14 protein-coding genes are annotated in these 13,672 nt (G+C 56.3%); 8 read left to right on the forward strand and 6 right to left on the reverse strand.

The annotated features are described in order from the left end of the window. The 7 genes from panC (at position 1) to G438_RS0101965 (ending at position 6,884) form a co-directional block, all read left to right on the forward strand. Positions 1 to 918: a pantoate--beta-alanine ligase gene (gene panC, locus G438_RS0101935; protein WP_026459927.1), complete on the forward strand. Its 918-nt coding sequence runs from the start codon at positions 1 to 3 to the stop codon at positions 916 to 918. Further along, positions 915 to 1,349 carry an aspartate 1-decarboxylase gene (gene panD, locus G438_RS0101940; protein ID WP_026459928.1) on the forward strand — a complete coding sequence of 145 codons (435 nt, stop codon included), beginning with the start codon at positions 915 to 917 and terminating at the stop codon, positions 1,347 to 1,349. Before panC ends, panD begins: the two co-directional genes overlap by 4 nt. 37 nt (positions 1,350 to 1,386) lie before the next feature. Next, positions 1,387 to 2,985 carry a lysine--tRNA ligase gene (locus tag G438_RS0101945; protein WP_026459929.1) on the forward strand — a complete coding sequence of 533 codons (1,599 nt, stop codon included), beginning with the start codon at positions 1,387 to 1,389 and terminating at the stop codon, positions 2,983 to 2,985. Between the two features lie 190 nt (positions 2,986 to 3,175). Next, a complete protein-coding gene (locus G438_RS10305) occupies positions 3,176 to 3,661 on the forward strand; it encodes a PTS sugar transporter subunit IIA (protein WP_051259196.1) in 486 nt (161 codons plus the stop codon). 221 nt (positions 3,662 to 3,882) lie between these two features. Next, positions 3,883 to 4,755, forward strand: coding sequence for a PRD domain-containing protein (locus G438_RS0101955; protein WP_051259197.1), 873 nt, complete (start codon positions 3,883 to 3,885; stop codon positions 4,753 to 4,755). A gap of 45 nt (positions 4,756 to 4,800) precedes the next feature. Next, a complete protein-coding gene (nagE, locus tag G438_RS0101960; protein ID WP_026459931.1) occupies positions 4,801 to 6,384 on the forward strand; it encodes an N-acetylglucosamine-specific PTS transporter subunit IIBC in 1,584 nt (527 codons plus the stop codon). 14 nt (positions 6,385 to 6,398) lie between these two features. Beyond that, positions 6,399 to 6,884 carry a PTS sugar transporter subunit IIA gene (locus G438_RS0101965; RefSeq protein ID WP_026459932.1) on the forward strand — a complete coding sequence of 162 codons (486 nt, stop codon included), beginning with the start codon at positions 6,399 to 6,401 and terminating at the stop codon, positions 6,882 to 6,884. Between the two features lie 180 nt (positions 6,885 to 7,064). Here the strand turns inward: G438_RS0101965 and G438_RS10310 are convergent, their stop codons facing one another. From G438_RS10310 to G438_RS0101995, 6 genes are all read right to left on the reverse strand, one after another. Further along, entirely contained in the window at positions 7,065 to 7,694 is a 630-nt protein-coding gene (locus G438_RS10310; protein WP_051259220.1) for a hypothetical protein, read from the reverse strand. A gap of 235 nt (positions 7,695 to 7,929) precedes the next feature. Next, complete coding sequence (locus G438_RS0101975; protein ID WP_026459933.1) at positions 7,930 to 8,589, reverse strand: LutC/YkgG family protein; 660 nt, start codon at positions 8,587 to 8,589, stop codon at positions 7,930 to 7,932. Next, the gene (locus tag G438_RS10315; protein WP_084402952.1) at positions 8,586 to 10,100 is read right to left on the reverse strand and encodes a LutB/LldF family L-lactate oxidation iron-sulfur protein; all 1,515 of its coding nucleotides are present in this window, start codon (positions 10,098 to 10,100) and stop codon (positions 8,586 to 8,588) included. The genes G438_RS0101975 and G438_RS10315 overlap by 4 nt, the downstream gene beginning before the upstream one ends. 2 nt (positions 10,101 to 10,102) lie before the next feature. Further along, positions 10,103 to 10,891, reverse strand: coding sequence for a (Fe-S)-binding protein (locus G438_RS0101985; protein ID WP_026459934.1), 789 nt, complete (start codon positions 10,889 to 10,891; stop codon positions 10,103 to 10,105). Between the two features lie 179 nt (positions 10,892 to 11,070). Beyond that, a complete protein-coding gene (locus G438_RS0101990) occupies positions 11,071 to 11,595 on the reverse strand; it encodes an amino-acid N-acetyltransferase (protein WP_026459935.1) in 525 nt (174 codons plus the stop codon). Continuing rightward, entirely contained in the window at positions 11,592 to 12,542 is a 951-nt protein-coding gene (locus tag G438_RS0101995; RefSeq protein ID WP_026459936.1) for a sugar-binding transcriptional regulator, read from the reverse strand. Before G438_RS0101995 ends, G438_RS0101990 begins: the two co-directional genes overlap by 4 nt. A 358-nt stretch (positions 12,543 to 12,900) precedes the next feature. On the opposite strand from G438_RS0101995, the gene G438_RS0102000 reads away from it, so the two are divergent. Beyond that, positions 12,901 to 13,635, forward strand: coding sequence for an MIP/aquaporin family protein (locus tag G438_RS0102000; RefSeq protein ID WP_026459937.1), 735 nt, complete (start codon positions 12,901 to 12,903; stop codon positions 13,633 to 13,635). The last annotated feature ends 37 nt before the right edge of the window (positions 13,636 to 13,672 follow it).

Below are 13,672 nucleotides of genomic sequence, written 5' to 3' on the forward strand. Positions count from 1 at the left end.
ATGACAAGCCTTCCCACCTTGGTTCGCAGCCGCAGCGAATTACGTGCAGCACTTGACGCTCTGCGTGGTACCACCGCGTTAGTGATGACAATGGGGGCATTGCACGACGGGCACCTTGAATTGGTACGGCAGGCGCGTCAACATGCTGACAATGTGGTTGTCACGATCTTCGTTAACCCCACACAATTTGCTCCCGGCGAAGATTTCGAAGCCTACCCGCGCACCCTTGAGGCCGATATGGGCGCTCTGGCAACCGTTGGTGCCGACCTTGTGTGGGCGCCGCCGATAAGTGAGGTTTATCCGCACCCATCCACTGTCATTATCGACCCAGGTCCGGTGGCACACCATTTGGAGGGTGCCACCCGGCCCACGCATTTCGCTGGCGTTGCCCTGGTAGTTACGAAGGTCATACTCCTAGTCGCACCAGATGTTGCCCTTTTTGGTGAAAAAGATGCCCAGCAACTCGCTGTGATCCGTCGCGTCGTTGCTGATCTCGATATTCCAGTGCGCATCGTCGGTGTGCCCATCGTGCGCGATACTGATGGTGTTGCCCTGTCCAGTCGCAACCAATACCTGTCGCCACAAGAGCGGGAACGCGCTCGTGCACTGAGCCGTGCGCTGACCGAGGCCACGCAGGCTGTTTGCCAGGGCGCCACCGTTGCGCAGGCCCTTGCCGTCGCACATCGGGTCATTGCAGCACAGGGCGCTATTGACATCGATTACATCGCCATTGTGGATGATGCGACTTTCGAAGTGTTGGGCCAGTGTGGTGCCGCAGGTGTTACTGGTGATCTGTCGAGGGTCGTCGTTAATGACCTGAGCGTGCCGACACGTATACTGGTGGCCGCCAAGGTGGGGACAACCCGACTTATCGACAATATGGCGATTAATGCCGTGACACAGGGAGGGCGGCGATGAATGAAGTAATGCGCCCAATGGTCCAAGGAAAAATACACCGGGCAACGGTCACCGGTGCGGACCTCCACTACGTCGGGTCGGTAACGATTGACGAAAACCTTCTGGACGCTGCCGATATCGTGCCTGGTCAACAGGTAGATATCGTTGATATCACCAATGGTAACCGGCTGACGACCTACACCATTGCAGGTGAGCGCGGCAGTGGTGTCCTTCAAGTCAACGGTGCCGCCGCGCACCTGGTGACCACGGGCGACCTCGTCATTGTGATCGCCTACTGCCACGTTCCCGAAAGTCGCGCGCGCCAATGGAAACCTGCAGTGGCATTTGTGGATGCGGATAACCGCCTCGTTGATGTGGGCGATAATCCAGGCACTGTGCCCGAGGACTCTGCGCGCGCAACTGAACTGGGCTTGCGGTCCGCGGGCCGCTAAACTCGGCCAACGCCTCGCGGGCCGCTAGAATCATCCTGTGACTGAAGCAAAGCCAAACCAGCAGCAAGTACCCCCAGCCGTCGACGATACGCCAGAACAGGTGAAAGTCCGCGCTGAAAAGCGTGCCCGACTGATCGCCGAGGGCACCGAAGCCTACCCGGTGGTCCTCCCAATCACAACAACCATAGCCGAGGTCCGCGAGAAATACGGCCACCTAAATGCCGAAGAAGAAACACAGGACATGGTCGGGATCGCGGGTCGTGTGATGCTGGCGCGCAACGGCGGAAAGCTATGCTTTGCGACACTCATGGATGGTGCAGGTGCACGTATCCAAGTCATGCTTTCAGCAGCAGAAATAGGTCTTGAATCGCTGGCCAAGTACAAGACAGACGTCGACCTGGGGGACCATTTGTTCGTCCACGGTCGCGTCATCTCGTCTCGTCGAGGCGAATTATCTGTCCTGGCATGTCCTGGAGCAGCCCCCGCTGACCTTTTCACCCCCGGTATCACTCAGGGCGAAGCTGTGCCTGCCTGGAAAGTCGCCGCAAAGGCACTGCGTCCACTGCCAAAGGCCTATACCGCCCAAGACGGCACCGAAATCTCCCTGTCTGAAGATATGCGGGTGCGTCGCCGCTACCTTGACATGATTATCCGTCCAGCTGCGCGCGACATGGTGCGAATGCGTGCGGCGGTAGTGAAGTCACTGCGCAACTATTTTGATGCAGAAGGTTTCATTGAGATTGAAACACCGATGCTGCAAAACCTGCATGGAGGTGCGGCAGCCAGGCCATTTACTACCCACATGAATGCTTACGACACGGAACTGTATCTGCGTATTGCCCCAGAACTGTTCCTTAAGCGTGCTGTTGTGGGCGGTGTCGACAAGGTTTTCGAAATTAACCGCAATTTCCGTAACGAAGGTGCCGATTCTTCACATTCGCCAGAGTTCACCATGCTCGAAGCTTACGAGGCTTATGGGTCTTATGACACGATGGCCAAACGTACCCGTGAATTCATTCAGAAGGCGGCACGTGACGCGCTGGGGACCGAAATTGTTACTCTTCCTGACGGGTCAACCTATGATCTTTCAGGCTCGTGGAAAGAAATCAGTCTCTATGAAGCCACGTCGCAGGCCATCGGTCAACACATCGATGCGATGACACCACGCGAAACGCTGGTGAAGATTGCTGAAGAGCTTGGCGAAGAGGTCCCAGACCACTGGGTGAGTGGCAAAGTCGCGGAGGTTATTTTCGAGGCTACCGTCGGCGATTCGCTGTACGAGCCGACATTTGTGCGTGATTTCCCCGAAGACTCCAGTCCGCTCACACGGGGGCACCGCACGCAACGCGGTGTAGTGGAAAAGTGGGACCTGTATGTGCGCGGTTTTGAGCTTGCCACCGCCTATTCGGAACTGGTTGACCCGGTGATTCAACGTGAGCGCTTCGAAGCTCAAGCCCTTGCTGCCGCCAACGGCGATCCTGAAGCTATGGTATTGGACGAAGATTTCCTTGAAGCCATGGAATATGGGATGCCGCCCGCCGGCGGTATGGGTATGGGCCTAGACCGTCTCCTGATGGCTTTGACGGGACAAGGTATTCGCGAAACCATCACCTTCCCACTGGTCAAGCGCCTGTAGGTTTGTTACAACGACGAACGATTTTGGCCCGCCGCTATTGTGGCAGGCCAAAATATTTGGATTATCGGCCAATATTTTCACCTGTGGTCGCCAAGGTCACCATTTTTGTGCTGTTAATGCGCCTCAAGGGAGGCCGAAGGTCAGTAAGGTGGAAGAGCTACAGAACACTCTGAGCATTCAAGGAGAATATATGTTTGGTCTCGGCGCCACTAAAGTCGAATTCGTTGCCCCATTTGCTGGCCAGGTGATCCCGGTGGAAGACACCAACGATGGGGTTTTCTCCCAGCTCTTGCTCGGTGAAGGTATTTCCGTAGTCCCAGCTGACGATGCTGGTGTTGTCGAGGTGTGCGCACCTGTGGCAGGTACCATCGCGAATATTTTCAATACCCGCCACGCATTCACCATGGTGAGCACCGACGGTCTTGAAGTGCTGGTGCATATTGGTATCGGTACCGTGGGTCTTGACGGTGAAGGTTTCGAGGCTTTGGTTGCTGACGGCGATGCCGTTGAGGCCGGCACACCTATTGTGCGCGTTGATTTCGCTGCTGTGCGTGCAGCGGGCAAGGACTGTGCAACGCCTGTGGTGGTGTCCAAGCGTAAGCAGGTCAAACGTGCGTCTTTCACCTATGGCGCTGCAGAGGCTGCCCAACCGATTGGTGATGTGACCCTGGCCTGATCGCCGAATATGGGGTCTGTCGTGAATGATATACGTTCACGGCAGACCCCATTAGCGTCTTTGTGATTTTTTTATGCGAACCCTTTCCCATATGCGCACTTTTGCGCTACAGTAGCGAGTAATCAACTGACTCTAGGTGTTACTGTTTGGCAGGCATCACTGGGGCGGTACCAGCACATTGCGATATTCGCTGGTCAGCATGCTCGAAGAGGAGCCCCCAGATGGCTGAACGCAACGACGACTCCGTCACCGTCTACACGGTGACGCGCGCGCTTAACAACAACGCAGTGTCGGCATTGGCGCACGGCACGGACGTTCCCGTCATCCTCATGGGTCGCGGCATAGGTTTTGGCCGCAAATCGGGCGACCAAATCTACTCCGACCAGGTTCAAGAACACTATGTTGCCCTAGGTGCCGATCGAATCCAGTATCTCAACCTTTTGTCAGCGATTCACACAGACGTCCTCACTGCCATCGGTGAAGCCCTCGAATTAGCTGAAGGACACTTAGGTAATCTGCACCCATCTGTGTACCTTATGCTCACCGATCACTTGGCGTTTGCAGTCGAACGTTTGCGGTCAGGTGCCGTTATTGAGAACCCACTTGTCAACGAGATCAGCGCACATTTTCCTCAAGAATTTGTCGCCGCAGAAATGGTGCTGCGATACGTCAACGCTCAGCTACGCCTTGAACTACCCATCGATGAGGCAGCGTATATCGCGCTACATTTACGGGCCGCGCGCACCGGCGCCACCGTGAAACACCCACTGAGCCAAGCAAATGCGCTGGCTGGTCTGACCGAAACCGTCCTTGGTCGCCTCGTCACGCGAAACGAGGCGACCGTCAGCCTCGCTGCGCGCAAAGAAGTTACCGACCACCTTGCCCGCCTTGTAACCCGAGTTGAGCAAGGACAGCTGCGTTCCAATACTGCTGCGCAGTCGATCCGCCGTGACCTCTCCATTGAATACGAGATCGCCGAATGGATCATCACTCACATTGCCCCCTCGACGGATATCCCAAAAGAGGGGCGCGCAGGAGAGACAGCTAACCTCGCTGTTTTCCTCCACGGCTGGCTGCAGGATGCAACCAGCTAAGACATTTCAGTCACGCATCTACATGAGACTAAAGGAGCTCTCTTCATGGACGCGATTATGACCAGTTTGCAAAAACTCGGCCGTGCCCTCATGGGCGCAGTAGCTGTCCTACCAGTTGCCGCGATCCTCATGGGGATCGGCTACTGGATCGACCCAAGCGGATGGGGTAGCGAAAACATCCTAGCCGCCATCCTTATCAAAGCTGGCGCCGCCATCCTTGACTACTTGGGCTGGATCTTTGCCGTCGCCATCGCATTTGGTTTGGCTCGCGACAATAATGGCGCCGCCGCTATTTCCGGCTTTATTGGCTACAGCACAGTGAAGATCCTGCTCAATGAGAAGTCAGTGGCAGGATACCGAGGCATAGATCTGGATGCCCTCGAAGGTGCAGATAAACTGGCTTGGGTCGCGCAAGGGTGGTCCAAAATCAACGACGGCAACGTCCTGATCGGCATCCTGGTGGGTATTCTCGCAGCGTGGACCTATAACCACTTCTATGCCACGAAACTTCCCGATTTCCTAGCTTTCTTCTCAGGTCGTCGGCTTGTGCCGATTTTGACTTCCTTCTTCTCGATGCTGCTGGCAGGCATCTTTTATTTCGTGTGGCCAGTCCTTTATTCGGGCCTGTTTTCCTTCGGTCAGTGGATTCAAGGTATGGGTCCACTGGGGGCAGGCATCTACGCCTTCTTCAACCGCTTGCTCATACCCACTGGCCTGCACCACGCACTCAACTCAATCTTCTGGTTCGACACCATTGGCATCAATGACATCGGTAATTTCCTTGGCGGTTCCAAAACTATCGAGGCAGCGACTGCGTCCACCGATGCTGCATCATGCCCAGGTATGTGGACAGGAAGCACCTGCGAAGTTATCGGCCACGTCGGCATGTATCAAGCGGGCTTCTTCCCAGTAATGATGTTTGGTCTGCCTGCTGCCGCACTCGCAATGTATCTCCGTGCCGAAAGCAAACGCAAGAAAGTCGTTGGTTCGCTCATGCTGGCAGGCGCACTTGCCTCCTTCTTTACCGGTGTGACAGAGCCGCTGGAGTTTGCCTTCATGTTCGTTGCGCCCATGCTGTACCTGATTCACGCGGTTCTCACGGGCGTGTCGGTGGCGGTCGCTGCGTTCTTCCACTGGACCGCAGGTTTTGGTTTTTCTGCAGGCTTTGTTGATATGTTCTTGTCGGCGCAGAACCCGATTGCAAATAAGTGGTACATGCTGTTACTTCAAGGCGTGGTGTGGGCACTGATCTATTTCGCGGTCTTCTACTTCCTCATTCCCGCATTCAACCTCAAAACCCCGGGTCGCGGCGATGACACCGCGAAAGATGGTGCGATGGACGAGGACGCAGACGTTGTGGATTCCGCGCGCCAGATCATCGCTGGCCTTGGCGGGGGAAGCAATATCAAATCTGTGGATTACTGCGTGACACGTCTGCGTGTGGTTGTCAATGATCATATGGCCGTCAAAGAGGGGGATATTCAGGCTGCGGGTGTCGCAGGCGTTATCCGTCCCTCACAAACCTCCGTTCAAGTGGTCATTGGCCCGCAGGTGCAATTTGTCTACGACGAGGTGGCCAGGCTGCTCGCTAAAGGTTCTGTTGAACTCAAAGGCGAACAAGAGATCTGAAGTGAGGGGTTGAGGTGCTGCGTTTCGGAAAACGTCAGGTCAGACTCCTCCCGCCTTTCGCAGGTGAGGTTGTTAGCATGGACGCCGTACCTGACCAAGTGTTTTCACAGAAAATGCTGGGTGATGGGTACGCCGTGCTGCCCCCTAAGGACGTCATTACATTGGACGTATGCGCCCCGGTTTCTGGGCGGGTTGTGAAGGTTTTTCATACCTTGCACGCGGTGGGCATACTCAGTGACGAGGGTCTTGAAATCCTCATTCATATTGGCTTGGACACGGTTGATATGAAAGGTGAAGGTTTCGTTGCACTCGTCGCTGATGGTGAGCAGGTCAATGCTGGACAAGGTCTTATCCGTGTGGACGTGGCAGCGGTGCGTGCCAGCGGACGAGACCCGATTACGCCCGTGGTCTTGAGCAAGAAAAATCAGGTGAAAACCCTCAAGCTTCGCCAAGGACTCGCCGATGAAGGGGATACGGTCTGTACCGTGACGATGGTCTGACATCCTTCGCTTCAAGGGCGCAGCCGTATCAAGAGGCACCTTTTACGCTTGAGCCCACAAAATGGCGGATTTTCATGGATGAGTATCCTGAAAATCCGCCATTTTGTGCATCAAGCAGGCGCGTGTGCATCAAGCAGGCGGGCGCAGATATTCATGGCCGATCGCTCGTATTCTTTCGGATTACTTGTGGGGCTGGGCATCGGCCCCGTCGCGCAACACAAGGAGACGTCGGCCCGCCTCGCCAAGCGAAGGCACAGGTCGGCAGCCGTGCGCGACCCACGTGCGTACTTTCGCCGGTTCCTGCCACGCTAAACGCATGCCGCGCAGGAGAAGTACGTGCGGTTTTTTGCGGCCTTCCCCCATATCCCGCAGGAAACGAAACCACATATTGCGTAGCGGTGATCGCGCAATACACAAGGCGTCCGCCAGCACCCCTGCCGCTCGTAGATCCTCCACTAGCGACGAGGCGAAAATCCCTTCTGCGATAAACAGCGTCTCACCCTGGTCTAAGTGCAGTGTGCGCGTGGCGGTCCGCCTATTCGTGGGGATGTCGTAGATTGGTATGCGCGCTGACCCTGTTGTGCACAGTGTGATCAACGCATCCAATGCTTCGCGGCGTTTCCACGAGGCAATATCGTCCCAGTCGATCAAGCCTGAGGTAAGGCGTGGCATATCCTCGTCAGTGTCATCTTTGTAGAAATGATCCAACGACAATGCGCGAATGCCGGTGCGGCTAGCCAGCGACGTCTTCCCTGAGCCGGAGGGGCCCGTTAAAACGATGACGCGCGCGTAAAGGGGCGAAGGAGACATCTCTTGCGACGACACCACTACAGGATAGAGCCTCGCACGCTCATAATGACGAAAACGGGACACCCTGGTATCGGGGAAACACCACGCTGGGACGTTGCGCTGCCTTGGTGACACCGTATCGATGACGTGGTGTCACCAAGGCAGCGCAACACGGGAGGTATGCATCCAGCGGTATCTCACGATTACCGGCAGATTATTCAGACCTCACGACTACCTGCCCTTGTAGTGACCGCGCTTAGCGATCCGACACGAGCACCACTCGCAAGGTACGCGGTCCGTGCACGCCGTTGACACGCACCAATTCAATATCAGAGGTGGCTGAGCCTCCCGCTATCCAGGTTGTTGGCCGCTCGGGATGCTGCGCTAACACTGCGACTGCTTGAGGCATAGTGGGATACACAGCAGAACTATTCACCACACAAATATGCAGGTCAGGTAGCAGCGTGATCACGCGACGCCCTTGATCGGACTGGCCGTCAAGTGCAATAGCCCCCGAAAGTGACACTGCTACACGACTGGCCGTCACCACCGCATCAACGTCGGCTAATAGTGCCTTGTCACACGGCGAATCCACCGAATCAACGTGCAGCACACGTGGACTGCGCCCCGCAGCCTCAGCCCACGCCTCGTCAAGCCCTGCTGGTATGACCACAGAAGTGACCCCGCCAGCCGACAAGAAGTCCGCAACTGCATCAGCGACACCTTCGGACGGGACCTCCTTCACCTCGACACCGTAGTCTTCTAAAGCCCCGATAAACTCAGCGACAACCTGCGCGGAGCCAGGTGCTTCCTCGCCTTCACAACGGTAGGTGCGTACCACGGTATCTGTCGGCGCATTGGATGAGGCCGCCAAGGCTGCGCGCACAGCGGCCAGAAAAACCTGCTTGTCACTCATCGCTGATCCTCATTTGCCTTGTGTTTAGCCATCCACGTGCGGAAATTTTCCTTCGGAGGTGCAGGCACATCGCGCGCACTGGACCACAGCGTTGCCGGCCATGGAAGGTTGACGAAACGTTGTCCAGGTCCGGCAAGGACACGGGCAACAGGCAGCGTTGCACCGGCCGCCCCCATGAGTTTCCCACTGGACATCGGAACACTCGCTGCTTTCATTGCCACATCCCAGGGGCCAGGCAAACCGCCCCGGTTTTCTTCCACCGCCCGATGCCGCAATTCCACAAGGACATCTGGGATCCGAATCCGCATGGGACACGCATCGAAACAGGCCCCACATAGAGACGAGGCATACGGCAAGGTAGCCGCTGGATCATGGTGATCAAATGCGCCACGAAGCTGAGGGGTAAGTATTGCGCCAATCGGCCCCGGGTAGACACTCTGGTAGGCATGCCCACCCACATGCTCATACACCGGGCAGACATTCATACAGGACCCGCACCGGATGCAGTGCAGCGCTTGACGGCCCACAGGATCAGCAAGGACACGTGATCGGCCATTGTCCAAAAGGATCAGGTGGAACTCCTGGGGTCCGTCACCGGGCGTTACTCCGGTCCATAAACTCGTATAGGGATTCATACGTTCCCCGGTCGCTGAGCGGGGGAGAAGTTGTCCAATCACTTCAAAATCGCGGTACGTCGGCACAATTTTTTCAATCCCGACAATCGAAATAAGTGTCTGGGGCAGCGTCAGGCACATCCGGCCATTACCTTCAGACTCGACAACCACCAGCGTGCCACTTTCAGCGATCATCATATTGGCACCCGATATTGCCACTTTTGCGTCAAGGAATTTCTTACGCAGATGAGTGCGAGCGAGGGCAGTGAGTTCGGCAGGTTCGTCAGAAAGAGTCTCGGGGGCACTGTCGATCCGCGCCTTAAAGATGGCTCGGACTTCTGAGCGGTTGCGGTGAATTGCAGGAACCACAATATGGCTGGGCATATCGTCGGAGAGCTGAACGATCATCTCTGCCAGGTCTGTTTCCCAGGCATTGATGCCGCGTTCAGCAAAAAACTCGTTGAGGCCAATTTCTTGGCTCACCATCGACTTCACTTTGACGACTTCGTCCACGCCTTTCGAAGCCGCAATCTCGTAAGCGATCCGACATGCCTCCTGAGCATCGGTTGCCCAATGCACGATGCCGCCGCGCGCAGTGACATTGGCTTCCATTTGCTCAAGGAGTTCCGGCAGGTGCGACATGGCGTAATTTTTAATGGATTCGCCCGCCTGGCGTAGAGCCTCCCAATCGGGCATTTCAGCCACTCGCAGTGCGCGTTTGCCACGAATGGTGCGCGTCGCGTGACCAAGGTTGTGCCGCATCTGCGTATTGCGCAGCGTTTGAGCAGCTGCGCGAGGAAAGGGCTGGCCCCATTTGAGTGGATTATCGGGTGTGGGGACGGACTCTGCCCATGCTCCACGTGGGGTGGCCGACGATGGCTGAGTGTGTGAATCCATGGTTAAACCCCCAACTTCGTTGTCGTGGCTGGTGCCTCCCACGGCTGGTCGCGGGTGGGGGCAAGGATTTCTGCTAGGTGCATGGCGCGGATACCTGCCCTTGTCCTCGATAGTCCGCCGCCGATATGCATCAGACAGGAGTAATCCCCGGCGGTGACGATTTCTGCTCGTGTGGACATGATGTTACTCATCTTGTCGGCAAGCATTGCCACAGAAGTCTGAGCATTCTTCACTGAGAATGTGCCACCGAAACCGCAGCAGCTTTCCGCTTCGGGCAGTTCCACTAAGTCGAGTGCTTCAACGTGGCGCAGTAGTTGCAATGGACGGTCTCCGACACGTGCGATACGTAGCGAATGGCACGTGGGATGGTAGGTGACGCGGTGCGGGAAATAGGCGCCAACATCAGTGAGGCCAAGGATATCGACAATGAACTCTGAAAGGTCGTAGGTGTACTGTGCGATCCGAGCTGCTTGACGTGCCATACCTGGCATACCTTCAGCTTGTGCCACCATTTCTTGTTGGTGGCGCAGTGAACCTGTGCACGAGCCAGACGGGACAACGATCGCATCCCATTCACCGTCAAGTACCGGTTCAAAGGTTTTCACGTGATTCTTAATAATCGGTACGGCTTCGGGAAAATATCCGGTGTTGATATGCATCTGTCCGCAGCAGGCCTGTGATTGTGGGAATACCACGTCGTGGCCCAGGCGTTCAAGAAGATGAGTCGTCGCCTGGGGTGCTTGGGGAAACATTGTGTCCCCAATACAGGTCGCGAATAATGCGATGCGCATGGCGTGTCCTTCCTCCCTCCATTGGTTGTGTGACAACCTGTGTTGTCACAATAGACCCGTTTGCGTATTGCGCCAGTTGGAGTGCAAATTGGGGCGATTATGGGAGGGAAGACAGCGCCTGAAAAGATTGAAATGCTGCGGATATGTGCAGATCTCACAGGTGGTGCAGTGTGAAGCTGTTATCTGTTAGCTGCAGCAGGAATTAAGTCACGCAACATACGAGTATTACCCAAGGTATTAGGTTTATAGGCCGCAAGGTCGAGGAATTCTTTCACCCCATCATCGTGGCTGAGCAGCATCTCAGCATAGACATCGTGGCCCACCGGTGTGCCCTCGATCGTGTGGAAACCGTGACGAGTAAAAAAATCCACTTCGAAGGTGAGACAAAAGACGCGTTGAAGACCAAGGTCTTCTGCTCGAGCGATAAGTGCAGTGAGTAGACGCGACCCCATGCCCGTGCGCAGGTAGCGTGGATCGACCGCTAAGGTACGGATTTCGGCAATATCGTCCCAAAATACGTGGAGTGCGCCGCAGCCGACGATTTCGCCCGTATCAGAACGCTCGGCCACGATGAACTCTTGAATATCTTCGAAATAGGCGATGAGTTCTTTTGACACCAGGATGCGTCGCAGCGCGTAGGGGCGCACTAATTCTGCGATGGCCCGGGCGTCCCGAGGTATTGCCTGCCGTAATTCAATGCTCATCGGCGACCGCCTCGTAACGAGGCGCGCGTGGCCTTGCGGCGGATCAGGTCCATGAGCTCGCGGGCAGCACCGTCATCAAGGACGAGGTCAGTGATGACTCCCGCTCGTAGGGCAGCCAGAAGCGGTAGTGCTTTAGAGGTGCCTGCAACGACGCAGAGGCGTCGGGGGATGCGTTTGAGGGTCTCTGGACTGGGGCCCGAGGCGCGTTTGTTGAGTTCGTGGTCAGCGGAACCGTCTTCGCGCAGCAGTACGGTGCATACGTCGCCGACAACGCCATCGGCTTGCACCGCTGCGATTTCTTCAGGGTCAAGGAATCCGCCTGCGTAGACGTGGGAGGGGAGGCGAGCCGACATGGAGCCCACACCAAATAGGGCGACGTCGCATTCGTCAATCGTTTTCAGTACCGAGGTGATGGCTCGTTCTCGCCACATTGCTTCTTTGGTGCTGGCGTAGTCAAAGAAGGCGGGAACTGGAAAATGTACCATCCGGCCACCAAGGGCTGCTGCGGCGCGCGAAATGATGGCATCTGCGTAAGGCAATCCTGATTCGGTGGCTGTTGCTGCGCCATTGAGTTGGACGACGGTGCAGCCGGGGAATTGTACTTGGGGTAGGCAGCGGGTGATTTCTGAGGTCGTATTTCCCCAGGCAATGCCCAGCGTTGCGCCGGGAGTCATCATGTCAATGAGGCGTTCAGCGGCCACGAGGGCGACATTATGAAGGCGGTTGATTTCGGTGTGAACATCGTGTACAGGGACCACCGACGTGGTGATACCGAAAAGGCTGCTGATCTGTCCGGCGATGGTGCCGCGTATGCCGGGGGCTGGGGGGACAGAGATTCTCACCAGTCCTGTTTCGCGCGCATGGGATAGCAGGCGTGAGACCGATGAGCGTGAAACGCCGAGGTGGCGCGCGATAGTTTCCATGGTCTGACCTTGGAGGTAGTACATGGAGGCAGCTTCATGTGCCTGTTCGTCACGTGTGCTCACGTAATGATTGTGTCACGCACGGGCGTTCTTTGTGAGATGGGCATATGTTCACACATGGTTTTTCAGCAATGCAGATCACAGTTGGCCAGCTTTTTTCGCGCATTGTGCACAAACGTGCAAATAGCCGCGTGACTGCGTTCAGGGCTGTAATACTTAACATTGATCACGCTGATTGCTCTCATATGCCAGTTGAGCAGTGCCATCGCTTAGCCGGTGGGGCCTTCAGAACGTGAGTGGTTCATGGGAAGAAGGGGCTTCTTTCCATTGATCGGTGCAGTGTCGCATCGAAGAAAGGTAGGACACAGTGCTTCAAATCTTCATGTCGGAGTTCCTTGGAACTGCGGTACTCCTGCTCCTAGGTGGTGGCGTCGTCGCAAACCACTTGCTACCCAAGAGTAAAGGCAAGGGTGGCGGCTGGCTCCTCATTAACTTCGGCTGGGGTTTTGCCGTCTTCCTCGGTGTTTATGTCGCATACTCCACAGGTGGCCACCTCAACCCGGCAGTAACCATCGCCAAGGTTGTTGCCAATATGTTCGACCCCAATGTCACCCTCGCGGGCGATATCCCCGTCAACGCAGGTAACGTTGCGGTCTACATCCTTGCTCAATTCCTCGGTGCATTCGTTGGCGCGGTCCTGTGCTACCTCACCTACAAGAAGCACTTCGATGAAGACTGCGACCCGGCCCTCAAGCTCGGTGTATTTTCCACCGGACCTGAGATCCGCTCCTATGGGTGGAACCTCTTCACTGAAGCTATCGCCACTGCAGTCCTCATCATCTGGATCTTCGTCTCGGGTGCAACCGAGAATGCCAATGGCCTGGGTGCTCTGGGTGTCGCGATTGTCATCGTCTCCATCGGTGCCTCCCTTGGCGGCCCCACCGGTTACGCCATTAACCCAGCCCGTGACCTCGGCCCACGTATTGCACACGCAATCTTGCCCATCAAAGGCAAGGGTGGTTCCGACTGGGGCTACTCATGGGTTCCTGTCGTTGGCCCGATCATTGGCGCAGTAATCGCGGTCGTCCTGGTGTACGGCACCGATATTGCCGTCTGATTCACCCCTTCGCGAAGGCGGGGTAGCACCTGCTCCC

Origin of the sequence: Schaalia suimastitidis DSM 15538 (assembly GCF_000429105.1) — a bacterium.
Classification (GTDB): domain Bacteria; phylum Actinomycetota; class Actinomycetes; order Actinomycetales; family Actinomycetaceae; genus Pauljensenia; species Pauljensenia suimastitidis.

Bases quoted from the DNA above. Each gene is read 5' to 3' on its own strand.
- panC (WP_026459927.1), top strand. From the start codon at position 1: ATGACAAGCCTTCCCACCTTGGTTCGCAGCCGCAGCGAATTACGTGCA.
- panD (WP_026459928.1), top strand. From the start codon at position 915: ATGAATGAAGTAATGCGCCCAATGGTCCAAGGAAAAATACACCGGGCA.
- G438_RS10305 (WP_051259196.1), top strand. From the start codon at position 3,176: ATGTTTGGTCTCGGCGCCACTAAAGTCGAATTCGTTGCCCCATTTGCT.
- G438_RS0101955 (WP_051259197.1), top strand. From the start codon at position 3,883: ATGGCTGAACGCAACGACGACTCCGTCACCGTCTACACGGTGACGCGC.
- nagE (WP_026459931.1), top strand. From the start codon at position 4,801: ATGGACGCGATTATGACCAGTTTGCAAAAACTCGGCCGTGCCCTCATG.
- G438_RS10310 (WP_051259220.1), bottom strand. From the start codon at position 7,694: ATGTCTCCTTCGCCCCTTTACGCGCGCGTCATCGTTTTAACGGGCCCC.
- G438_RS0101975 (WP_026459933.1), bottom strand. From the start codon at position 8,589: ATGAGTGACAAGCAGGTTTTTCTGGCCGCTGTGCGCGCAGCCTTGGCG.
- G438_RS10315 (WP_084402952.1), bottom strand. From the start codon at position 10,100: ATGGATTCACACACTCAGCCATCGTCGGCCACCCCACGTGGAGCATGG.
- G438_RS0101985 (WP_026459934.1), bottom strand. From the start codon at position 10,891: ATGCGCATCGCATTATTCGCGACCTGTATTGGGGACACAATGTTTCCC.
- G438_RS0101990 (WP_026459935.1), bottom strand. From the start codon at position 11,595: ATGAGCATTGAATTACGGCAGGCAATACCTCGGGACGCCCGGGCCATC.
- G438_RS0101995 (WP_026459936.1), bottom strand. From the start codon at position 12,542: ATGTACTACCTCCAAGGTCAGACCATGGAAACTATCGCGCGCCACCTC.
- G438_RS0102000 (WP_026459937.1), top strand. From the start codon at position 12,901: ATGTCGGAGTTCCTTGGAACTGCGGTACTCCTGCTCCTAGGTGGTGGC.